Raw genomic sequence first — 21,460 nt, forward strand, 5'->3', positions numbered from 1 at the left:
GACCGCCGGAGCCGCCGGTCGTACCTACTCGGCTCCGGTGAGTTCGGCGAGGTCGACGGCGCTGATGAGTTCAGCGAGTGCGGGCTCGGCGTCGAGGTTGAGGGGTTGCAGTTCCCCGGTGCGGGGCCGCTGGTTCAGCAGCAGTTCACTGCTGGTGCCGGTGACGACGGTAGCGGCGTCGGCCGCGTCCCAGCGCACTCCTGCCAGCGCCTGGCGGTCGATCCTGGCAGCGAGCAGGCACGACATCCGGGGCCGCCCGTAGCTGTCCATGCCGTCGTGCCGGAGGACCGCGACCCGGGCGGAGCGGAGGCCGGGTGCAACGGCGAAGGCTTCCCGGATCGTGACGAGCACCTGCCCGCACACGAACAATCGGTAGTAGGCGGCGCGATCGCGCTGGGGCAGCTTGCGCAGCGACAGATTCCCAGCTTGGGTGGTGGTGGGCATGCGCTCCGGCACGACCTGATCGATGCTCGGCACCAGCACGGCAAGGGAGACCTCCCCGTCGGCGACGCCGACAGCGGCGCTCGGAGCCTCGTTGTCCTCGAACGCTTCCTCCAGCGTCTCCAGGACCACCTCGGCGCCATTGGTGCACAGCTCGTGCCAGCGCTGGTCGAGGTACTGCTGCCAGGCTGCCTGCTGCTCGCAGCGGGTGGCCCACTGCCGCTGCACCTCGGCCTCTGCCCACCGAACGGCCTGCTGCTTGGCCTGTGCTCGCTTGCTGCGTTCGAACAGGCCGATCCCGGCCAGGGCGTGCTGCTCGTAGTGCTGGTAGATGCTGCCCCGATCGGGGGCCGCCGGTTGGGGCGCGATCGGTCGGGTGGCGACGGGGAAGTCCACCCGGTGCAGCTCGAGGATCCGCAGGAATGCCTGCGCCAGGTGGCGCGCCTCCTCGGCCCGCTGTGCCTGCACTGCCTGGCGCTGCTGGCTGGCCACCTGCCGCTGGTACGCGGCTGCGGAGGGAGGGCGGCCACCGGAGCGGTTGCCGTCCCGACCACCACCCAGGGAGGTGTAGAAGCCGACGGGTCCAACGCCGCTGGAGAATCCAGTCCGGCCCGCTCCGACGTGCACTCGGGCGACGCGCGGACCGACGCTGGTCCGGATGCCTCGCGACGACGCGCGGATGCGCACGCCGGGTGCCAGCTTGATCGAGAAGCCCATACCTGACCGTAGACCCCGGCACCTCGACCGTCCGTCAGCCTGTTATCCGAAGCCCGCTCCCCCGGGCCGGCATCTCTCACGCTCCACTCCGGGGGACGCCGAACGCCGCTTGCCACCCCACAGCGATGACTTCCACCGGACTTGATCTTTTGTGAACATGCCTGGCCGGATGAACGTATGGTGACGTGTCCTCGAAAGACCGATACGGGTGGCCGACCGGCGGGTGATGCGCGTTGGCCCTGTTCAGCACACTCAGGATGTGACGTACCAGTCCCCGCAGGACCCGTGGCACGAGCAGACGCAGCCTCCGCCGCCTCCTCCCCCGGCCGCGCCGCCGCCCGGCCACGATTGGAGAACCCCGCCGTATCCGACCGCTCAGTTGCCGGCGGCTGGCGGTGGCTGGAACCAGCAGCCGCAGAAGGCCAACAGCACTTTGAAGATCGTGCTGATCAGCGCCGTCACGCTCGTGCTGCTGTGCTGCGGAGGAGTGACCATCGCGGCGATCGTCTCGCCTCCGCAGCCCGGCTCCCAGGGGGAGAAGGATCCAGCCGCTGAGTCCATCCCGACGGTCCAGGCTGCGGATGATCCCTCTCCGAGCGCGAGCGAGCTGACATCGACGCCGCAGGCCCCGAGCACGCAGGCCGCAGCTGTTCCGGCAGCGACACCGCCGGCGGCTGCCGCGACACCGGCGGTGGAGACGCGCACTGTCACCGAGATGCAGAAGGTGGGGTTTCAGACCAGGACGGTCTACGACTCCTCGCTGCCGAAGGGCACCAGGAAGGTGACCACCCGCGGGGTCCCGGGCATCAGGACCCTCACCTACCAGGTCACCCTCGCCGACGGCGTTCAGACGGCAAGGAAGCTGGTCAAATCGGAGATCACGAAAGCCCCGGTCACGCAGGTCGTCAGGGTCGGCACCAAGGAGGCTCGGACGTGCGACCCGAACTACAGCGGCGCCTGCGTGCCTATCGCCAGCGATGTTGACTGTGCCGGTGGCAGTGGCAACGGGCCCGCGTACGTCGACGGACCGCTGCGGGTCGTCGGCCGGGACATCTACGACCTCGACCGCGACGGAGACGGCATCGGCTGCGACACCTGACGTTCTGCTTGCACCGCTGCCTCGCCCGGCTTCGACACCCGGGCACCATCCGCGCAGTCGACGCTTGCCGAGGCGAGCCGACGACGGGGCGGCAGAAGATTGGGTCGGGGGTTTATGCGGACGAAGCAGGAGCTGACCGCGGCCATCCGGCGGGACCTGAAGGCGAGCCGGAGGTGCGGCTGCGGCGGAACTCGGCCAAGTAATTTCAACAAGATCTGCTGGTGATAAACTTCCGGCATGGCGACGTCTTCCTGGCAGGCGGTGACCGCCCTCGTCGACCAGGTACGACGGGCTCTGTATGACTACGTCCGCAGTCAGGACCACCCGGTGACGCGGGAGGAGGCCGCCGAGGCACAGCACATCTCGCGCAACCTGGCGGCGTTCCACCTCGACAAGCTAGTCGGCGCCGGACTGCTGCAAGCCGGGTACGAGGCACCGACCGACCAGCCGCGCGGTCGCGGTAGAACGCCGAAGGTGTACGAGGCGGCGCCCGGCTGCATCACCCTGACCATCCCGGAGCGCCGCTACGACCTGATCGGCGAGATCCTTGCCCAGGCCGTTGCCGAGAATCCCCAGGATGCCCGGTCGGCCGCCCTGCGCCTGGCAGCGCAGCGGGGCGTAGCGATCGGTCGTGAGGTCGCCGATGGCGGGCCGGTCGCGGCCGTCCTGGCCGAACTCGGCTTCGAGCCGGCCGACGACCAAGAGCTGATCCGGCTGCGGAACTGCCCCTTTCACGAGCTCGCCGCTCAACAGACCGAGTTGGTGTGCGGCCTGAACCAGGCGTTCATCGCCGGCCTGCTCGACGGGCTGGGCCGAACGGACCTCCACGCGCGGCTCACCCCCAGCCCCGGCGCCTGCTGCGTACAGATCCGTCCGGCCTGACTCGCCCCGCCGCTTCGTTCGACGCTGACCGGCCCCTGTGCTCAACTCACAAGATCAACCAGCGGCACCCGCGGGTCGGAGAGCTTGGCCAGGTCGACGGCCCTGCCCCCGTGACCCGCACGCACCAATGTCTGGATCTGGTCGGTCACGTCCCACACATTGGCGTTCATCCCAGCCAGCACCCGGCCATCCTTGGCCCAGAACGCCATGAACTCCGGCGTCCTGCCGTCCACCACGGCCGGATCGCCGCGGAACACCACGCGGTCATAACCATCCGGGGCCACCCACCCCGAATATTCCATCCCCAGGTCGTACTGGTCGGAGAAGAAGTACGGCAACCGGGCGTACTCGACCTGCTGGCCCAGCATGGACCGCGCCGCGGCCGGGCCGCCGTTGAGCGCGTTTGCCCAATGCTCCACCCGGATGTGCCGGCCGAGCAGCGGGTGGTAGGCGTTGGCCACGTCGCCCGCGGCGTAGATGTGCGGGTCGGAGGTGAGCAGCCGCGCGTCGGTGACGATGCCGTTGTCCACCTTCAGGCCCGCTGCCTCGGCCAACTGCACGTTGGGTTGGATGCCCACGCCGACGACGACGGTGTCGGCCGCCAGTTCCGTGCCGTCGGTCAGCAGCACCGAGGACACTCGCCCGGCGCCCCGCAGCTGTCGGAGGCCGACGCCAAAGTGGAAGGTGACGTCGTTCCCGCGGTGCAGGTCGGCGAATACCCGGGCGACCGCGTCGCCGAGGACCCGCTGCAACGGCAGGTCGGCGATTTCCACCACGGTCACGGCGGCGCCGTGCTGGCGGGCGACGGCGGCGATCTCCAGACCGATCCAGCCGGCACCGATCACCACAAGGTGGGCCTGGTCGGTGAGGGCCCTGGCGATCCGATCGGAGTCCGCCAACGTGCGCAGATACAAGACCCCGTCCAGGTCGGCGCCGGGAACATCCAGGCGGCGGGGCGTCGAGCCGGCGGCCACCAGCAGCTTGTCGTATCCGAGCCGTTCGCCATCGTGCAGGACAACCTGGCGGACGTCGCGGTCGATGCCGGTGACCCGGGTCGCGGTACGCAACTCGACGTCGTTCGCCTCGTACCAGCCGGCATCGTGCACGTACACGTCGCGCCGCGGCGTGGCCCCCAGCAGCAGGCCCTTGGACAGCGGTGGCCGCTCGTAGGGCCGTTCGGGTTCGTCACCGAGCAGGATCACCGGGCCGTCGAAGCCCTCCTCACGCAGTGTCTGGGCGGCCTTGGCGCCGGCGAGGCCGGCTCCGACGATGACGAATGTGGGGCTGCTTTCCATGCCGCTCTCCAATTCGGGTCAGTGGACTCCAGTGAGGGAGAAGAACTCGGCCCTGGAGCGGGCGTCGTCGCGCAGGGCTCCGAGCAGGGTGGACGTCACGGTGGTGGCACCGGTGGCACGCACCCCCCGCAACGTCATGCACAGATGCTCCGCCTCGATGACCACACCGACGCCCTTGGGAGCCAGCTCGAGGGCCAGCCACTCCGCCACCTGCTTGGTCAACCGCTCCTGCACCTGCGGACGGTGAGCAAAGAGTTCCACGACGCGGGCGAGTTTGGACAGTCCGAGGATCCGATCGCCGGGCAGGTAGCCGACATGCGCGACACCGACGAACGGCAGGAGGTGGTGCTCGCACACCGACCGGATCGGGATGGACCGGGCCAGCACCAGTTCGTCGTAGCCCTCGTCGTTGGGGAAGGTGGTCAGGTCGAACGGGCGTGCGGTGAGCAGTTCGGCGTACGCCCGGGCCATCCGGCGGGGCGTGTCACGCAGGCTCTCGGAGTCCAGGTCGATGTCGAGTGCGGCCAGGAACCGGGCGGCGGCCTGTTCGGCGGCGACCAGGTCGGGTGCTGGTTGCTGATCAACGCGACGTGGGGCCGGTGCGATGGTCACGTCAGCTGCCCCCGGGTTCGGTGCGAAGGTTCCACGCCGCGTCCTCCGTTATCACCAATGGCCGTTGCTCTTAATCGCCATCCTGGACCTGTGGAGCCGGAATTTCAATAGCGCATGCTGACGAAATTAACGCCGCCGGGACAGCGGTGGGTCAACGGTCCGGGCTGTCGGCGGGGACGTCAGTGGGTCTTCGATCCGGCGAGCTCACCGAACCAACGCCCGGCGGACCGGAAGACATCCCGGACCACCAGTCCGGCGGCGGCCACGCCGTGCACGGCCACCGCGTCCACGTGCGCCCACCGGAACACCGGTCCGTGGCGCACCTCGCCGTCGACGGTGCGAAAGGCGAGGCAGGCCTGCCCCTGCCAGAGCCCGTGCCCGGGCGCCTCCAGTTCAACGAGGACACTGCCGCTGCCACCGTTCAGGGAACGGCACCGGCGCAGCAGGGCGACCGGGTCCCCGCCGATGCCGATGTTGCCGTCCATCAGCAGGACGGGCGCCCACCGTCCCTCGCCGGGCAGCGGCGAGAACACATCCCGCCGCACGGCCACCGCATCGCGGGCCCAGGTCAGCCGGCCCGCGGCGTCGCCCTCGGCGACCGGCGATGGGGATGGTTACGCTCGTCCGATGTTCCGGATCGCTTGCCGGACCGGGACGGCACTGGCGCTGCCGGCGGGAGACTGAGGAGCTGATCGTGCAGGCAACCACGGTCGTCAACCTGAAGGGCCACCGCGGCGACCCGGCCTACGCCGACGTGGTCTATGTCGGGCGGGCCATGTATCGCGGTGGCTGGCGCCTCCCGGCCTCTCCCCTGTCCAGCCCGTACCGTCCGGGGCCGGACGGCAGCCGCGACGAGGTCCTCGAGAAGTACCGCGCGTACCTGCTCGGCCGCCCGGACCTCCTCGCCCTCCTCCCCGAGCTGCGTGGGCGCAGGCTCGGTTGCTGGTGCGTGCCGGAGCGCTGTCACGCCGAGGTGATCGCGGAACTCGCGGACTCCCTGCCGCCGACGACCGCCTCACCGGCGGACAGCCGGTGAGGGGGACCTGCGTCACGTGACGGTGAGCTCGTCGGATGTCGGCCAGACGCCACCCGCCGGCATGTCGAGGCGCTCCCCCAACGCCTGCCGCCACTCGGGTGCGGTGAACGGCTCACCCCAGTAGTCCGTCACCGTGATGGCCTCACCGTCGCGCACCTCAGCGATCGAGACGTTGCGGTAGATCCGGCCGTCGCCGTAGTCGTTGCTCCACTCGACGATCAGGGTGTTTGCGCAGGAGTGTCGCCGGCCCACGCCGAGCCGAAGCCCGGCGAAGTGCGACTCCACCTCCGCGATCCGCGCCCGGCCGCGGATCAGTTCGCCGGACTGCGGCCATTGACGTACCGCATCCTCCGCCAGCGGTATGCCGAGGATGCGTTCAAGCCGGGTGCTCGCGTCGACGTCCATTACCGAAACTTTAGTAATGAATCGCCCACGCTCGGACAAGGATCTCGTGATTCGCGTCCGAGCTCCTGCGCCGGGACGCCCGGCGGCGGCGGACCCGGGGGCCGGTCAACCTCCGAGGCGGACGTCGATCTCCACCTCGACGTCGTCCCGGACCTTGAGCGCGCCGAGGAAGGCCGAGTAAGGCTTGATTCCGTACGCCGACTGGGTCACCACCGTCGTGGCGCCGTACCGATCGGGCGTCAGTTCGCGCACCTCGACGTCGATGGGGGCGGTGACCCCGTGCAGCGTGAGAGTTCCGCTGATCGTGGCGGTGCCGCCGTCGGTGACGACGCGGGTGGACTGGAAGGTGGCCGTCGGGTGGCGATCGACGTCCAGCGTCCGCCGGGCGTTGTTCTCGATCTCACCGCGGTCCTTGTCGGTGAGCGGCACCGCGCCGCCCTTTCCCTCGCGCACCGCCAGGGACCCCAAGTCGATGCGGGCGGTTGCGGTGGCATCCGGCGGCCCGGTCTCCGGCACGTCCAGTTCCACGGACCAGTCGGTCACCTCGATGGTCAGATCGTGGCCGACGGTCGAGCCGACACCCTTGCGGCCCGTGCGCAGCAACATGCGGCCGTTGTCCGGGCCGAACCGCGACCGGCCGGTTCTGATCACCACCCGTCCAGCGTAGGCGAGACGACCACTGCCCATGCGGCCAACGCGTCAGGAGCCTCGACTGGCACAGCGTCTGATTGATTGCATTTGAAGGTAGATGCGGTGTTGCAAACATGGCACAACCCGTATGGCCACCCAGGGAGATTTCGGAGCAACATGGACGCAAGGCCTTAGTGGGGTGGTCCACGTGTTCGATACGTGTAAGGACATTCGCAATTTCAGCCAGTTCCCGGCGGAAGCCCAGCGATCGGCGGACGCGGCGGCCAAGGAACGCGAGAAGCGCCTACGGAAGATCACCGAGAAGCGCAGCAGCACAGCCGCGAAACTGTCGGCCAAGGCAACTGACCGGCTGCGGCGCCTGCTGGGCGACGACAACTGGGCGGAACTGAGCGACCTGATGCGTCAGGAGCGGCTGACTTTTCGTGATCTTCTTCAGCCGCCCGAAGGCCTGGCGGCCAGCTACGACAAATTGAACAAGGCCAGGAAGCAGAAGGCCGACGCATTCCTGCGGAGTCGAGACATCAGGCGAGACGAGCTGGCTGCGATAGGGACGGAATACCACGAGGCGATCACCGACGTCTTCACGGCCGACGAAAACATCAGCGCCGGTTTTCACCTCTCGAAGAACCTCGACAAATGGTTGAGCCTGTCTCCGTTCCACGATCGCGCGCTGCCCTGGGGCATCTTTGATCCCGACGACAGCCAGGGCCCGCACCGGTGGGAGGTCTTCCGGCCGCCGTTCTTCGGGTTCAACTTCGGCTTCGTCCCGGTGCACAACGACAACTTCGTCGTGGATCGGATCCACACGCTGAACCCGTCGGTCGGAGACGTGGGCATCTCGATCACGATGGAGAACAGCGACGCCGGCGACTTCGACTACGCGTCCGGCGATGCCTTCAGCGCGGTGGCATTCGCCTTCGTCCCGCCAACGACAGGTCTGGTCGAGGTCCTCATCGATGCGCAATGCGTCGAGGCGACGCACCGCCTGGAGACAGAGGACGAATGGGGATGGTCGAACTCCCGCACCGGCCAGCAGAACTTCCTGATGCTCGACGTCCTGCATCCCAACGTAGCCGAGCCGTCGTATGCCCAGATGTCGGTCCTCGACGAGGAGACCGACGATGACGACAGCTTCCTGCAGGAGAAGTTGACCCGTGGCGCTCACTACTTCGCGCAACTGTTCAGCGCGGGACCGGTGCCGGCGGGTCAGTCCGTCGTCGTGTGCGCCGGGACCCGTTCGTTCGACAAGAGCGGCACGAACGACGTGTCCATCGACAGCACGTCCGACTTTCGGTGGTTCATCAGCTCGGTGGAGGTACGGATCTCGCCGTAGAAGACCGGGGCCGGCGGCGATGCCCTATCCCCCGGCCATCGCCCCGAGGATGATGAATGGTTCCTTGCCGGCGATCACCTCCTCGGGCAGTGGTGCGTCCGGCGAGTCGTTGGACAGGTCCTGCTCGCAGGCGTAGAAGCGGACGAACGCGCGGCGCTTGCCGCTGTGGCGGTCGCGGACGGTGCCGAGCAGCATCGGATACTGCGCCTCGAGGGTGTCCAGGATCAGGCGCTGGGTGACCGGACCGGCCACCTCGAGACGTACCTCACCGGTGACATGGGCCAGGTTCTTCAGGTGGGCCGGGAGGACGACCCGGATCACGGGAGCACCTGGACTTCCACGGAGAGCACCGCAGGCAGGTCCCGCACGATCGGCGCCCAGCTGTCGCCGCCGTCGGCCGAGTGGTAGACCTGGCCACCGGTGGTGCCGAAATAGATCCCGCAGGGGTCGAGCGTGTCGACCGCCATCGCGTCGCGCAGCACGTTGACGTAGCAGTGTGACTGCGGCAGACCGTTGGTCAGCGGCTCCCACTGCTCGCCGCCGCTGCGGCTGCGGTAGACGCGCAGCTTGCCCTCCGGCGGGAAGTGCTCGGAGTCGCTCTTGATCGGCACCACGTAGATGGTCTCCGGCTCATGCGCGTGCACCGCGATCGGGAATCCGAAGTCCGACGGCAGATCGCCGCTCACCTCGCGCCAGTTCGCGCCGGCATCGTCGCTGCGCATGACGTCCCAGTGCTTCTGCATGAAGAGGGTGTCCGGCCGGGACGGGTGCTGGGTGATGCGGTGCACGCAGTGGCCGACCTCGGCGTCCTGGTCGGGGATCTCCCCGGAGCGCAGGCCTTTGTTGATCGGCAGCCAGCTGGCGCCGCCGTCGTCGCTACGGAACGCGCCCGCAGCCGAGATGGCGACGTACATCCGGTCCTTGTTCACCGGGTCCAGGATGATCGTGTGCAGGCACATCCCGCCGGCGCCGGGCTGCCACGTCGGCCCGGTCGGGTGCGTACGCAGCGCGGTGAGTTCGTTCCACTTCAGACCGCCGTCGGTCGACAGGTAGAGCGCGGCGTCCTCCGCACCCGCGTACACGGTGTCGGGGTCGTCCCGGGACGGCTCCAGGTGCCAGATCCGCTTGAACTCCCACGGGCGCGGGGTGCCGTCGTACCACAGGTGATCGCCGGCCTCGCCCTCGTACGCGAAGTCGTTGCCGACCGTGTTCCAGCTCTTGCCGCCGTCGTCCGAGCGCTGGATCAGCTGCCCGAACCAGCCGCCCGACTGGGACGCGTAGAGCCGGTTCGGGTCAACCGGCGACCCGGTGAGATGGTAGATCTCCCAGCCGCCGAAATGGGGTCCGTCGACCGTCCAGTCGTCGCGCCTGCCGTCCGACGTCAACGTGAACGCGCCCTTGCGCGTGCCCACCAGCACCCGTACGCCGCTCATATCCTCATCCTTTCCACTCGTTTCCCTTGGGTAGACCGTCCACCAAGCCGATAATCATCGGTCTCCGTCAGTCGTACTCCCTGGCTACGACGAATCGACGTCGCCAGCCTGTCGGAGGGGCCGGATAGCGTCGCGAGCGTGACTGGCCCTGGAGACGTTCCGTCCGAGATCCTCGACCGGCTCCGGCCGGTCTGCCTCGGGCTGCCGGAGACCTACGAGGAGCCGGCGTGGGTGGGCACGCGGTGGCGGATCCGCAACCGCACGTTCGCCCACGTGCTCACGGCCGACCCCGGCCACCAGGCGGCCTACGCCCGCGCTGCCGCGACGGATCAGCCCATCTGCGTGCTGACGTTCCGATCGCCCGGCGACGAGATCGCCGGGCTGATCGCCAGCGGCCACCCGTTCTACGAGCCGGGTTGGGGCGCCGACGTCGTTGGCATGGTGCTCGACGACCGGGTCGACTGGGACGAGGTCGCCGAACTGCTCACGGAAAGCTATTGCGTCCTGGCGCCCAAGCGGCTGGCCGCCCTCGTCGACCGGCCGATCGATCTCGAGTAGTCGAACTCCGGGCGTCCGACGCCCACGAATCGCCAGCATCATCGATTACCGCCGTACGCTCTCCGCGTCACGCCACGCTGTCGACAACGGTGCTGGGCATCACGCTAGCCTTCGGCGTAGACGAGGTCCATGGTGTCAGCGTGTCCCGACCAGTGGAGTTCGAGGTGCCAGCAACCGGCCCGCGGCATGTCGATGATCGACGGGCCGGGGCCGCCGGCGACCTCCCGGTTCACCCGCGTGTCGGTTCCGTCCAACGTCGCGGTGATCGCCAGGGTGGCGGGCGACGCCGTGTCGGACGACGTCGCCGCAGGATCGGAGACCCAGAGGATCTTGTTGGTGGGCCCCTCGTCCCGGCCCAGCGCCAGCGGGTGACCGAACAGCACCGCGACGATCTCGCCCTTCGCGCCGAAGACGTGCGGGATCCGGGCCTCCCCACTGAACCCGGCGTCCGCCCAGTCCGGCAGGACACCCGTCTCGATCCGTGAGCCGCAGCCCGACGCAGTGCTCGCCGGGGGATTCGCCGGGGCCGTGGTGGCCGGAGCGCCGACCGGCGTGGCTGACCGCCCCGTGGTCGTGCATGCCGCCAGCAGGACCGCCGACCCCAGCAACACCCTGCCCCATGAACCCATCTCGCGCCCTCCGGACAAACGTCGTACCCGCTGACCCCGTTCGTGCCTCGCACCATTCAGGACACCGCTCGGGCCCTCGGGGTTCCCCACCCGACCTGCCGGCTCGACTGTCACCACGAAAGCGACCGCCGTCCCTCGCTCAATTCAGCGAGTTGGCGATCTCGATCGCCTCGCCCTTGGTCAGGTCGCCTTCGAGCCGGTAGCTCACGCCGGCCTCCTCCCAGATCAGGGTCGAGGCGGCGAGCCGCGCGCTCGCCACATGGACCGTGCCCGCACGATCCACGTAGGCCAGCGCGTGTGGGCCGCCGATCCAGACCGCGAAGCCTGCGTCGACCTGGACCCATTCCACTCCTGGCCCGGCGGCCTGCTTCTGGAAGACCGGGTCGAGGCGACCGTCGAAGGCATCGACGCGCAACGCACCCCCGCGGTAGAGCAGGGTGACCACCCGGTAGGAGGCGGTGCCGTCGGCGTCGGCGACCAGTACCTGCTCGGGCGGACCCAGCTTCGTCGGCAGGCGGATCGGGAAGCGGACCTTCCCCTGCGCCTCGTGGAGGGAGGCGGGCCGCTGCGACGGCAGCGGCGACGGACTGCCGGTGGGCGAGATCGGCGCCGACGACGTGTCGATGATGATTCCGGAGAAGCGCAGCAGCCCCGCCACGGCGTCGGCGAGGGCGGCCCGCCCCGGCGGCAGCACCGCGACGAGCAGGGCGACGAGCGCCACGGCGAGGTAGTAGCGCCACCGGCGTCGCCTTCGCGCGGGCGCGGCCAGTCGGGCGCGTACGCGGTCGGCAACGTCAGGGGCGGCGGGTGTGTCCAGCCACTCGGTGAGGTCACGCAACTCCCGTTCGAGGTCATCCACGGCGCACCTCCTCGCGGTCGAGCAGGACGCGGAGCTTCGCCAGCGCTCGGGACGTCCGCGACTTCACCGTGCCTCTGGGCCAGCCCAGCATCGTCACGGTCTCCTCCTCGCTGAGATCAAGGAGGAACCGGCACACGATCACCTCACGGTCCGTCACCGGCAGCAGCCGCAGGGCCCGCACCAGCGTGGCCCGTCGCTCGGCGGCGAGGACGCCGCCCACCGCGCCGTCCTCGGCGATCTGCGACTCTGGGTTCGCCGCCGCGGCCCGCAGGATGAGTCCGTCCCGCCGGCTGCGTGAGCGGTGCATGTTGCGGGTCTCGTTGGCGACGATCGCGAGAAGCCACGCGCGAAAGGACGACTCTCCCCGATAGCGGGACAGCTTGCGGTATGCCTTCACGAACGCCTCCTGGATGACGTCCTCCGCGTCCGAACCCGCGCCGAGCAGAACCGCCGTCCGGTAGGCGGACGCGGTGTGCCGGGCGACCAGGAGGTCATACGCCCCCAGGTCACCTGCCCGAGCGCCGGTGACGAGCTCTTCGTCGTCCAGTGGAAACCTCCAGTTGGATCACACACATGACACCGCCCGCACCGGATGGGTTCCAGGGACGGGGGTGGAACCTCGGCGGGTGTGGCGGTGTCCCCAAGGCATGCTGGCAACGACAAGGATCTCCCGTCGCACACTTCTGACCGTGCTCGTCGGTGCGGGCACCGCGGCGTTGGTCGGCTGCGATCGAGCTCGGCACCTGAGTCAGGCCCGTGGCGTCACGATCCCTGACCCACTGCTCGTCGAGGTCGACGACGGGCTTGGCCTACTGAGTGGTGCGGACCGGCAGACGATCCCGCGTTCTCTCGCCACCGCCGACGGGCGGGCGATCTACGCGACCGCACCCGAGGGCGCCGACACCGCCCTGTGGCGGATCGACACCGCCACGGGCGGCACCTCCACTCGGGTCAAGCTGCCCGGACGCTGGGTGCCGCAGGCCGTCTCCGCCAACGGTACGGTGGCGCTCACGTCGAACGAGGTGAATGCCACCAAGGGGCGCCCGGAGGGGCGGGACGTGACCCCCGTGCTGATCGCCGACGTCACCGGCGTCCAACACCGGCTGGAGTTGCGGGGCAACTTCGTACCGGAGACGTTCACCGCGGATCTCGCCGGGCTCTTCGTCCTCGAGTGGCTCCCGGCGACGGCGCCGGACCGCTACCGGGTCCGCGTCGTCGATCTCGCCACCGGGACACCCGGTCCGCTCCACACCCGTACCAAGGCGCCGGTGCCGCCCGGCGCCGAGGAGGAGATGCGCGGCGACGGACGCCAGGCCGTGCTCTCGCCGGATCGCACCACCCTCTACACGCTCTACACCCACCAGCCCGACCACCAGCACACCCGCAACCTCGTCAGCGGGCGGCCGGGCAACGTGCACGCATTCGTCCACACGCTGCACCTCAGCGAGCGATGGGCGTACTGCATCGACCTGCCACATCCGTTCGGTGAGGCGGCCGCGATCGGCCACGCCATGACGATCAGCCCCGACGGCGTTCGGCTCTTCGTCGCCGACGTCACGTCGGGCACCATCGCTGAGATCGACACCGAGGAGCTGAGCGTACGCCGGACAGACACGCAGCCCAGGGGCGTCGGGACCGCACACGCCGCCGCCGACAGCGACCGCCTCTTCATCGGCGCCGGCACGGTGGTACGGACGATGGATCTCACGCGCCCCGGCCGCGCGGCTGACTGGCGGGTCCGCGAACCCGTTTCCGGCCTCGTGCTGAGCCGCGACGGCAGACGCCTCTACGTGGGCCAGAACGATGGCGTGAGCTGGCACGATCCCGGCACCGGCACCGAACTGGGCCGCGTCGCTGTCCCCCGCCTCGTCGGCGTGCACGGTCTGGCCTGACGTGGGCAACCTGCGTCCGGGGGTGCCGAGTCGAGTCTGGCCCCTCACACCAGCACGTACGCACGTCGTGCGGGGTCAGGCCCCGCCCGCTTCCCCACTGCTTCGAGAAACCCGGCGTAGTTCACGAGTTCTCCCTCCCGGACCGTGCGTCGCGGCCCCACTCCTGAGGCGACGAGCGCCGCTTTACCCGAGCGCTGTCCGGCAAAACGGCGCCCGTGGAGGTCGCGCGACGCGGCCATGACTGCCTGGGGCCGACGGTGTTGGCACTCCTTGGCCCCTCCGAGAGACGATCCGAAAGGTCATCGGCGAAGAACTCGGGCCTGCGTGGCCGGTCGAACGGTGGCGAGGAACAGGGCCAGGGCGACGACCTGGATGCCGGCCACGGTGACGATCACGGCGGCGATCGAGTAGTCGTAGAGGGCCCCGGTGAGCAGCCCACCGACCAGGGTCGCCCCGCCCAACCCGGCGGCGAAGATGCCGTAAGCGGTGCCCCGCCGAGCGGCGGGGACGATGTCGGCGATGGCCGCACGCATCGTGGATTCCTGAATGCCGAGCACGGCGCCCCAGGCCAGGACCCCGGCGACCGCGGTCGCCGGGACGGTGGTGAAGGCAGCCAACGGGATCAGGGCGGTCAGCACCGGTACGGCGGCCAGTACCCGGACGCCGGCCCGGTCATACAGCCATCCGGACGCCAGCGCGGCGAACGCGTCGATGCCCATCGCGCCGGCGTACACGACCGGGATCACCGCCACCGGTACGACGTGCCGCGTGGCGAGGTGGAAGCTGAGCACCCCGAAGGTGGCGTAGCCGGCCGTCGTCACCGCCGTGAACGCCAGATAGGTCCAGAACACGCGGGGCAGCCGGCCGCCCGGCGGGGCGGCCGCCGCGCCGGGTCGAGGGCCCGGTTCGAAGCGACGCGGGTCGGGAACCCCGGCGCGTAGCCACAGCAGCAGGAGCATTCCCGCCACCGCGGGTACGGCCAAGGCCAGGAACGCGGGCCGGTAGTTGTGGGCGGTGGCGGCCAGTACGGCGGCGACCAGCAGCGGCCCCGCCACGCCGCCGGCCTGGTCAAGCGCCTCATGGACGGCGAAGCCCTTGCCGCGGCCGACTGCCGCAGCGGCGTGGGAGAGCATGACATCCCTCGCCGGGCCGCGGACCGCCTTGCCGGCGCGCTCCGCGATGAACAGCGCCGCAGCCAGCCACAGCGCGGTGGTCAGCCCGAGAGCGGGCACGGCGACCATGGTCACGGCGTAGCCGACCAGGACGAGCGGCCAGTAGGCCCGGGTACGGTCGGCGAGCGGTCCGGTACCCAGCCGCCCGACCAGGGCGAACGCCTCCCCGACGCCGGTGACCAGCCCGACGACGGTCGCGGACGCGCCGAAGGTGGCCAGGTAGGGGCCGATGACTGACCGGGCGCCCTCGTACACCACGTCTGACAGCAGGCTGACAACACCGAAGGCGGTCACGAACCGCCACGGCGTCCACCTGATTGTGGGCGCGGTGATTTTCACCCACGCAGTCTGGTCCACCGGCAAGGTGGCCGGGCCTGGATCACCCCGACTACCGCTTCCGTTCGCACCACCGCGACGGCCCGGCGAGGCCGGCCGGGCGACACGACACCTTGTCGCCAAGGATTGAATGATGGTTCAATTCTTGCGTGGCGTATCGGAGCACCGAGCGGGTGAAGGCTCGGCTGAACGCCTCCCGGGAGCGGCTCATCGCCGCGGCGCTGGGAATCATGGCCGAGCACGGGTACGCCGGCTGCTCGGTCGCCGCCGTCGCGGAGCGGGCGGGCGTGGCGACCGGCAGCGTCTACCGCCACTTCCCGACCAAGGCCGACCTGTTCGCCGAGGTGTTCCGCACGGCCTCCCAGCGCGAGGTGGACGCGGTCGCGCGCGCCGCAGCGCTGGAGACCTCCGCCGCCGAGCAGATGGCAGCCGTCGTCGAGACGTTCTCCGGCCGCGCGCTGCAGTCCCCACGGTTGGCGTATGCCCTGCTTGCCGAGCCGGTCGACCCGGCGGTCGACGCCGAGCGGCTCGTCTTCCGCCGCGCGTACGCCGAACTGATCGCCGGGTACGTCGCGGCGGGTGTGGCGAGCGGTGAACTACCCCCGCAAGATCCGGAGCTGACCGCGACCGCGCTGGTCGGCGCCCTGGCCGAGGCCATGGTCGGTCCGCTGGCCGCCGGGGTCGCCGGCCCGGAGACCATCCCCGCCCTGATCGCCTTCATCCACCGCGCGCTGGGAGTATCGCCGTGACGACACACGAGGTCTTCAACCAGGTTCCACCGCTCGCCGGCTATGACGCGGCGGACGACCCGGCACTGCTCGACGGGCTCGAGCGGGAGGGCGCCGGCTGGGCCACCGCCGAGCTGCACGAGCTCGGCCGGCTCGGTGGCAGCGAACAGGCCATCGAGTACGGGCGGCTGGCCAACGAGCATCCGCCGGTCCTTCGCACCCACGACCGCTACGGCCATCGGATCGACGAGGTGGAGTTCCACCCCGCCTGGCACGAGCTGATGCGCACCGCGGTCACGCACGGCCTGCACGCCGCACCGTGGGCGGACGACCGACCGGGCGCACACGTGGCCCGGGCCGCCAAGTTCTACACCTGGCGGCCCGACGCCGGCCACGGCTGCCCGATCTCGATGACCTATGCGGCAGTGCCGGCGCTGCGGCACAACCCGGAGCTGGCCGCCCGGTACGAGCCGCTGCTCACCGCCACGACGTACGACTTCGGGCTGCGTCCGCCGCTGGCCAAGCAGGGGCTGCTGGCGGGCATGTCGATGACGGAGAAGCAGGGCGGCTCGGACGTCCGCGCCAACACCACCACCGCCCGCCCTGAGCCGGACGGCACCTACCGGCTCGTCGGGCACAAGTGGTTCACGTCGGCGCCTATGTGCGACATCTTCCTCACGCTCGCCCAGGCGCCGGGCGGAATCACCTGCTTCCTCGTCCCGCGTGTCCTCCCCGACGGCACCCGCAACCCGATGCGGCTGATGCGCCTGAAGGACAAGCTCGGCAACCGGTCCAACGCCTCGGCGGAGGTCGAATACGAGCAGGCGGTCGCCTGGCGCGTCGGAGACGAGGGCAGTGGCGTGCGCACGATCATCGACATGGTCAACCTGACCCGCCTCGACTGCGTCATCGGCGCGGCGGCCGGGATGCGCCAAGGCGTGATCACCGCCGCCCACCACGCCACCCACCGGCAGACCTTCGGCCGGTACCTCATCGACCAGCCACTGATGCGCAACGTGCTCGCCGACCTCGCGATCGAGTCCGAGGCCGCCACCGTCCTCATGATGCGCCTCGCCGGAGCGACCGACCGATCCGCGCGCGGCGACGCCAGCGAGACCGCGTTCAAACGGCTCGCCCTCGCCGTCGGCAAGTACTGGGTCTGCAAGCGCTGGCCGGCACACGCCGCCGAGGCCCTCGAGTGCCTGGGCGGCAACGGCTACGTCGAGGAGTCGGGCATGCCGCGGTTGTTCCGCGAGTCGCCACTGAACTCGATCTGGGAGGGATCAGGCAACGTCGCCGCACTGGACGTACTGCGTGCCCTCGTCAAGGAACCCCAGGTCGTGGAGGCGTTCCAGGCCGAGCTGAGCGCCGCTGCCGGCGCCGACGCACGGCTCGACGCCGCAGTCCGCCAGGTGCGAGCCGACCTGTCCGACCCCGACGACCTCGAACTGCGGGCGCGGCGCGTCGTCGAGCGGCTCGCCCTGGTGCTGCAGGGCTCGCTGCTGGTACGGCACGGCCACCCCGCCGTCGCCGACGCCTTCTGCGCGTCCCGGCTCGGCGGCGACCACGGCCAGGCGTACGGCACCCTGCCGGCCGGCGTCGACTTCGCCGCGATCATCTCCCGCGCCACACCTAAGGTGGGCTGACCATGCCGACACACCTGAGCCTGGAAGATCACCTTGACGCTCTTGTCCGCAGCGGCGCCGCCCTGCGCTTGGCGGCCGCCGCAGCCGGGCTCGATGCGAAGGTCCCGACATGCCCGGGCTGGGATGTCATCGAGCTCGTGACCCATCAGGGCATGGTGCACAGATGGGCGTCGGCGAACCTGCGCGGCGACACCGATGACGTCACCTCAGCGTCACACGCCGAGGGCAAGGCTGCCGCCGATCCGCTCCGCTGGTACTCCAACGGCCTCGCCGCCCTGGTCGACACCTTGCGTGCGACGGCGGACGACGCCCACGCGATGGTGTTCCTCAAGGACGCCCCACCGCCGCGCCGATTCTGGGCACGGCGCCAGGCCCACGAGACGACCATCCACAGCGTCGACGCGATGTCGGCCGTCGATGGACGGTCGCCGAGAGCGGCGGACGTGGACATCGATCCGCTGCTGGCCGCCGACGGGATCGATGAGCTGCTGGCCGGTTTCATCACTCGAGGCAAGGGCCGGCTGCACTCGGCCGAGCCGTACACGGTGCTGGTCAGGACCGATGACACCGGCCACGCCTGGACGGTACGGATCAGCGACGGGCCAATCGTCACCACCCCGGGCGAGGCCAAGCGGTCGGACGTGGTGCTCTCCGGCACCGCGGTGCAGGTCTACCTGAGCCTCTGGAACCGCGCCAGCGAGATCGCAACCGAAGGCCGAGCCGACGTCGTCGACCAGTGGCGGTCACAGATCCAGATTCGCTGGAGCTGACATGAATGACCCGCCGGCTCTCGCGCTGCGGCGGCGGGAGGCGCCTGCGGGTCGGCCGTCACCAATTGATCAGCTGTTCTGTGGGAAGCCGAGGTTGACGCCGCCGTGGGACGGATCGAGCCACCTGCTGGTGACCACCTTGGTCCTGGTGAAGAAGCGCACCCCGTCCGGCCCGTAGGCGTGTGAGTCGCCGAACAGCGAGTTTTTCCAGCCCCCGAACGAGTAGTAGGAGACCGGGACCGGGATCGCCACGTTGACGCCGACCATGCCGATCTCGATCTCGCTCTGGTACCGCCGTGCGGCGCCGCCGTCATTGGTGAAGATGGCGGTGCCGTTGCCGTACGGGTTGGCGTTCACCAGTTCCACCGCCGCGTCGTAGCTGGGCACCCGCATCACCGAGAGCACCGGACCGAAGATTTCGTCCGTGTAGATGGACATGTCCTCGCCGACGTGATCGAAGAGCGTCGGCCCGAGCCAGAAGCCGGCGTCGTCACCGTCGATCGAATGACCACGTCCGTCGACCACCAGCTTCGCGCCCGCGGACCGGCCGGCGTCCAGATAGGACAGCACCTTGTCGCGGTGCGCCCCGCTGACCAGCGGTCCCATCTCGCAGCTTGGGCGGCGACCGTCGCCGACACGCAGTCCGGCTATCCGCTCGCTGATCTTGCCGACCAGCTCGTCACCGACCGGGTCCACCGCCACGACGACGGAGATCGCCATGCAGCGCTCACCGGCCGAGCCGAATCCGGCCGAGACGGCGGCGTCCGCAGCAAGGTCGAGGTCGGCGTCGGGCAGCACGACCATGTGGTTCTTCGCCCCGCCGAGCGCCTGCACCCGCTTACCGTGACGGGTGCCCGTCTCGTAGACGTAACGGGCGATCGGAGTGGAGCCGACGAACGAGACCGCCTTGACCTCCGGATGCTCGAGGATCCGGTCGACCGCCTCCTTGTCGCCGTGCACGACGTTGAACACGCCATCCGGTAGCCCGGCCTCGGCGAAGAGCTCCGCCAGGAAGTTCGACGCGGACGGGTCCTTCTCGCTCGGCTTCAGCACCACCGTGTTGCCGCACGCGATGGCGTTGGGCACGAACCACAGCGGCACCATCGCCGGGAAGTTGAACGGGGAGATCACCCCGACCACGCCGAGCGGCTGCTGGATGGAGTACACGTCCACCTTGGTGGAGGCGTTCTCGCTGAACCCGCCCTTGAGCAGCTGCGGGATGCCGCACGCGAACTCCACCGCCTCCAGCGCACGCTGTATCTCGCCCGCCGCGTCGGAGCGCACCTTCCCGTGCTCGGCGGTGACGATCTCGGCGAGGTCGGCCTTGCGGGCATTGAGCAGTTCGCGGAACGCGAACATCACGTTCGCGCGTTGGGTGAGGGAGGCGTGGCGCCAGCGGGCGAAGGCTTCGCGGGCGGCGTTGACCGCCTCGTCGACGTCCGAGGCGCGGGCGAAGTCGACCTGCCCGCTGACCTGACCGGTCGCCGGGTCGTACACGTCACCCGTGCGCTGGGAAATACCGGTCCAAGCCTTGCCGCCGATCCAATGGGTGATCCTCATGCCGGCACCGCCTCAATTGCCTCGGACAGAATGCCCAACGCCTCCTCGGCCTCGTCCTCGGTGAGCGTCATCGGCGGCGCCAGCCGGATCACGTTGCCGTACAGGCCGCCCTTGCCGACCAGCAGTCCGCGTCTGCGCGTCTCCTCCAACAGGGCGGTTGCGGCCGCGGGGTCGGGTTCGCCGGCCGGGCCGACGAGCTCGAGGGCGAGCATCAGACCCTTGCCGCGTACGTCGCCGACCACCGGATGCGTCGCGGCGACCGAGCGAAGGCCATGGATCAGCCGATTGCCCAGCTTCGCGGCGTTCGCCTGCAGGTCGTGGTCCAGCAGGTAGTTGAGGGTGGCCAGGGCCCCGGCGGTGGAGATCGGGTTGCCACCGAAGGTGGAGATCGAGTTGGCCTGCAGGCAGTCCACGAGTTCCGCGCGCGCCACGACACCGCCGATCGCCAGACCATTGCCGAGTCCTTTGGCGAAGGTCATCGCGTCCGGCACGACGTCGTGCGCCTGGATGCCCCAGAAGTGCTCGGCGGTACGACCCCAGCCGGTCTGGACCTCGTCGGAGACGAGCAGGATGCCGTACTCGTCGAGCACCTTCTTGAACTCGCGGAACAGGCCGTCCGGCGGGGAGGCGAACCCGCCCACACCCTGGATCGGCTCGACGATCATGCACGCCACGTCGCCGGCGGTCGCGGTCTCGATCACCTCCCGCAGGTCGGCGACACACGCCTTGACGTAGTCGGCGTCCGACAGGTCCTTGAAGGGGCTGCGGTACCGGTAGCCACCGTGCACCCAGCTCACCTTGATCGGGCTGAGCTCACTGGCCGACCAGCCGCGGATGCCGGTGATCGCGACGGTGGCGAACGCGCGCCCGTGGTAGGAGTTGCGCAGCGCGAGCACCTGCCCGCTGCGCCGGTACTGGGTGGCGAGCATCAACGCCGTCTCGTTCGCCTCCGTGCCGGAGTTCGTGAAGAACACCTTCGCGTCCGGGATCCCGGACAGCTGCGCGATCTTCTCGGCGAGCTCGACCTGCGACTCGATCAGGTACAGCGTCGAGGAGTGCAGCACGCCGGTGTCGATCTGCGAGCGGACCGCGTCGCTGATCTCGGCCACGTCGTAGCCGACCGAGTTGGTGAGGATGCCGCCGAAGAAGTCGAGGTAGGTGCGGCCCTCGCGATCGGTCACCCGGCGACCGTGCGCGCTGGCGATCTCGATCGGCTCCTCGTAGTAGAGGGCCAGCCACTTCGGCAGCACGGACCGGTGTCGATGCAGCAACTCCCGATGCGCCATCGCGTCCTCCGTATCTCGTACCTCAGCCGAGTGTCCCGAGAATTCGGTGTTCGCCGCCACCGACAACCTGTACGGGTCCGCATCGATGGCACTACGTTGTGTGCAACCGTCGAGGGAGGC

23 protein-coding genes are annotated in these 21,460 nt (G+C 69.7%); 9 read left to right on the top strand and 14 right to left on the bottom strand.

The window, feature by feature from the left end; translation table 11 throughout:
* Positions 1-24: 24 nt before the first annotated feature.
* Complete coding sequence (locus AC5RWQ_RS20155; protein ID WP_494284256.1) at positions 25-1,158, bottom strand: DUF4236 domain-containing protein; 1,134 nt, start codon at positions 1,156-1,158, stop codon at positions 25-27.
* Between the two features lie 259 nt (positions 1,159-1,417).
* On the opposite strand from AC5RWQ_RS20155, the gene AC5RWQ_RS20160 reads away from it, so the two are divergent.
* Both AC5RWQ_RS20160 and AC5RWQ_RS20165 read left to right on the top strand, forming a co-directional pair.
* On the top strand, positions 1,418-2,257 hold the full coding sequence (locus AC5RWQ_RS20160) for a G5 domain-containing protein (RefSeq protein ID WP_494284257.1): 840 nt from the start codon (positions 1,418-1,420) through the stop codon (positions 2,255-2,257).
* A 261-nt stretch (positions 2,258-2,518) separates the two neighbouring features.
* On the top strand, positions 2,519-3,139 hold the full coding sequence (locus AC5RWQ_RS20165; RefSeq protein ID WP_494284258.1) for a helix-turn-helix transcriptional regulator: 621 nt from the start codon (positions 2,519-2,521) through the stop codon (positions 3,137-3,139).
* A gap of 41 nt (positions 3,140-3,180) precedes the next feature.
* Here AC5RWQ_RS20165 and AC5RWQ_RS20170 read toward each other — a convergent pair whose 3' ends face one another.
* The 3 genes from AC5RWQ_RS20170 to AC5RWQ_RS20180 form a co-directional block, all read right to left on the bottom strand.
* Entirely contained in the window at positions 3,181-4,434 is a 1,254-nt protein-coding gene (locus AC5RWQ_RS20170) for an NAD(P)/FAD-dependent oxidoreductase (protein ID WP_494284259.1), read from the bottom strand.
* Positions 4,435-4,452: 18 nt separating this feature from the next.
* Positions 4,453-5,046 carry a GTP cyclohydrolase I FolE gene (folE, locus tag AC5RWQ_RS20175; RefSeq protein ID WP_494284260.1) on the bottom strand — a complete coding sequence of 198 codons (594 nt, stop codon included), beginning with the start codon at positions 5,044-5,046 and terminating at the stop codon, positions 4,453-4,455.
* Positions 5,047-5,225: 179 nt separating this feature from the next.
* Positions 5,226-5,591: a hypothetical protein gene (locus tag AC5RWQ_RS20180; RefSeq protein WP_494284261.1), complete on the bottom strand. Its 366-nt coding sequence runs from the start codon at positions 5,589-5,591 to the stop codon at positions 5,226-5,228.
* Positions 5,592-5,740: 149 nt separating this feature from the next.
* Between AC5RWQ_RS20180 and AC5RWQ_RS20185 the strand changes: the two genes are divergently transcribed.
* Positions 5,741-6,082 carry a DUF4326 domain-containing protein gene (locus AC5RWQ_RS20185; protein ID WP_494284262.1) on the top strand — a complete coding sequence of 114 codons (342 nt, stop codon included), beginning with the start codon at positions 5,741-5,743 and terminating at the stop codon, positions 6,080-6,082.
* Positions 6,083-6,094: 12 nt separating this feature from the next.
* Here the strand turns inward: AC5RWQ_RS20185 and AC5RWQ_RS20190 are convergent, their stop codons facing one another.
* Positions 6,095-6,487, bottom strand: a complete 393-nt coding sequence (locus AC5RWQ_RS20190) for a nuclear transport factor 2-like protein (RefSeq protein WP_494284263.1) — start codon at positions 6,485-6,487, stop codon at positions 6,095-6,097.
* Between the two features lie 105 nt (positions 6,488-6,592).
* The gene (locus AC5RWQ_RS20195) at positions 6,593-7,141 is read right to left on the bottom strand and encodes a YceI family protein (RefSeq protein WP_494284264.1); all 549 of its coding nucleotides are present in this window, start codon (positions 7,139-7,141) and stop codon (positions 6,593-6,595) included.
* A gap of 184 nt (positions 7,142-7,325) precedes the next feature.
* Between AC5RWQ_RS20195 and AC5RWQ_RS20200 the strand changes: the two genes are divergently transcribed.
* The gene (locus tag AC5RWQ_RS20200; protein WP_494284265.1) at positions 7,326-8,471 is read left to right on the top strand and encodes a hypothetical protein; all 1,146 of its coding nucleotides are present in this window, start codon (positions 7,326-7,328) and stop codon (positions 8,469-8,471) included.
* A 24-nt stretch (positions 8,472-8,495) separates the two neighbouring features.
* Here AC5RWQ_RS20200 and AC5RWQ_RS20205 read toward each other — a convergent pair whose 3' ends face one another.
* Positions 8,496-8,792 (bottom strand): MoaD/ThiS family protein, encoded by a 297-nt coding sequence (locus AC5RWQ_RS20205; protein WP_494284266.1) that lies wholly within the window; start codon positions 8,790-8,792, stop codon positions 8,496-8,498.
* Positions 8,789-9,904 (bottom strand): WD40/YVTN/BNR-like repeat-containing protein, encoded by a 1,116-nt coding sequence (locus AC5RWQ_RS20210; RefSeq protein WP_494284267.1) that lies wholly within the window; start codon positions 9,902-9,904, stop codon positions 8,789-8,791. Before AC5RWQ_RS20210 ends, AC5RWQ_RS20205 begins: the two co-directional genes overlap by 4 nt.
* 138 nt (positions 9,905-10,042) lie before the next feature.
* Here AC5RWQ_RS20210 and AC5RWQ_RS20215 point away from each other — a divergent pair, with 138 nt between their 5' ends.
* On the top strand, positions 10,043-10,462 hold the full coding sequence (locus tag AC5RWQ_RS20215; RefSeq protein WP_494284268.1) for an MmcQ/YjbR family DNA-binding protein: 420 nt from the start codon (positions 10,043-10,045) through the stop codon (positions 10,460-10,462).
* 104 nt (positions 10,463-10,566) lie between these two features.
* Here the strand turns inward: AC5RWQ_RS20215 and AC5RWQ_RS20220 are convergent, their stop codons facing one another.
* From AC5RWQ_RS20220 to AC5RWQ_RS20230, 3 genes are all read right to left on the bottom strand, one after another.
* Positions 10,567-11,073: a hypothetical protein gene (locus AC5RWQ_RS20220; protein ID WP_494284269.1), complete on the bottom strand. Its 507-nt coding sequence runs from the start codon at positions 11,071-11,073 to the stop codon at positions 10,567-10,569.
* A 157-nt stretch (positions 11,074-11,230) separates the two neighbouring features.
* On the bottom strand, positions 11,231-11,950 hold the full coding sequence (locus tag AC5RWQ_RS20225; protein ID WP_494284270.1) for a hypothetical protein: 720 nt from the start codon (positions 11,948-11,950) through the stop codon (positions 11,231-11,233).
* Positions 11,943-12,497 (bottom strand): RNA polymerase sigma factor, encoded by a 555-nt coding sequence (locus AC5RWQ_RS20230; protein WP_494284312.1) that lies wholly within the window; start codon positions 12,495-12,497, stop codon positions 11,943-11,945. Before AC5RWQ_RS20230 ends, AC5RWQ_RS20225 begins: the two co-directional genes overlap by 8 nt.
* 142 nt (positions 12,498-12,639) lie before the next feature.
* On the opposite strand from AC5RWQ_RS20230, the gene AC5RWQ_RS20235 reads away from it, so the two are divergent.
* Positions 12,640-13,842 (top strand): YncE family protein, encoded by a 1,203-nt coding sequence (locus tag AC5RWQ_RS20235; protein WP_494284271.1) that lies wholly within the window; start codon positions 12,640-12,642, stop codon positions 13,840-13,842.
* Positions 13,843-14,141: 299 nt separating this feature from the next.
* On the opposite strand, the gene AC5RWQ_RS20240 is transcribed toward AC5RWQ_RS20235, so the two are convergent.
* Positions 14,142-15,308, bottom strand: coding sequence for an MFS transporter (locus AC5RWQ_RS20240; RefSeq protein ID WP_494284272.1), 1,167 nt, complete (start codon positions 15,306-15,308; stop codon positions 14,142-14,144).
* 191 nt (positions 15,309-15,499) lie between these two features.
* Here AC5RWQ_RS20240 and AC5RWQ_RS20245 point away from each other — a divergent pair, with 191 nt between their 5' ends.
* From AC5RWQ_RS20245 to AC5RWQ_RS20255, 3 genes are read left to right on the top strand one after another with little or no spacing between them, the layout of a single operon-like run.
* A complete protein-coding gene (locus AC5RWQ_RS20245; protein ID WP_494284273.1) occupies positions 15,500-16,099 on the top strand; it encodes a TetR/AcrR family transcriptional regulator in 600 nt (199 codons plus the stop codon).
* Entirely contained in the window at positions 16,096-17,724 is a 1,629-nt protein-coding gene (locus AC5RWQ_RS20250) for an isovaleryl-CoA dehydrogenase (protein WP_494284274.1), read from the top strand. The genes AC5RWQ_RS20245 and AC5RWQ_RS20250 overlap by 4 nt, the downstream gene beginning before the upstream one ends.
* 2 nt (positions 17,725-17,726) lie before the next feature.
* Positions 17,727-18,494, top strand: coding sequence for a maleylpyruvate isomerase N-terminal domain-containing protein (locus AC5RWQ_RS20255; RefSeq protein WP_494284275.1), 768 nt, complete (start codon positions 17,727-17,729; stop codon positions 18,492-18,494).
* A gap of 69 nt (positions 18,495-18,563) precedes the next feature.
* Here AC5RWQ_RS20255 and AC5RWQ_RS20260 read toward each other — a convergent pair whose 3' ends face one another.
* Positions 18,564-20,054, bottom strand: coding sequence for a CoA-acylating methylmalonate-semialdehyde dehydrogenase (locus AC5RWQ_RS20260; RefSeq protein WP_494284276.1), 1,491 nt, complete (start codon positions 20,052-20,054; stop codon positions 18,564-18,566).
* The gene (locus tag AC5RWQ_RS20265; RefSeq protein ID WP_494284277.1) at positions 20,051-21,340 is read right to left on the bottom strand and encodes an aspartate aminotransferase family protein; all 1,290 of its coding nucleotides are present in this window, start codon (positions 21,338-21,340) and stop codon (positions 20,051-20,053) included. The genes AC5RWQ_RS20260 and AC5RWQ_RS20265 overlap by 4 nt, the downstream gene beginning before the upstream one ends.
* Positions 21,341-21,460: the final 120 nt, after the last annotated feature.

The organism is Micromonospora sp. BS32 (assembly GCF_059089345.1).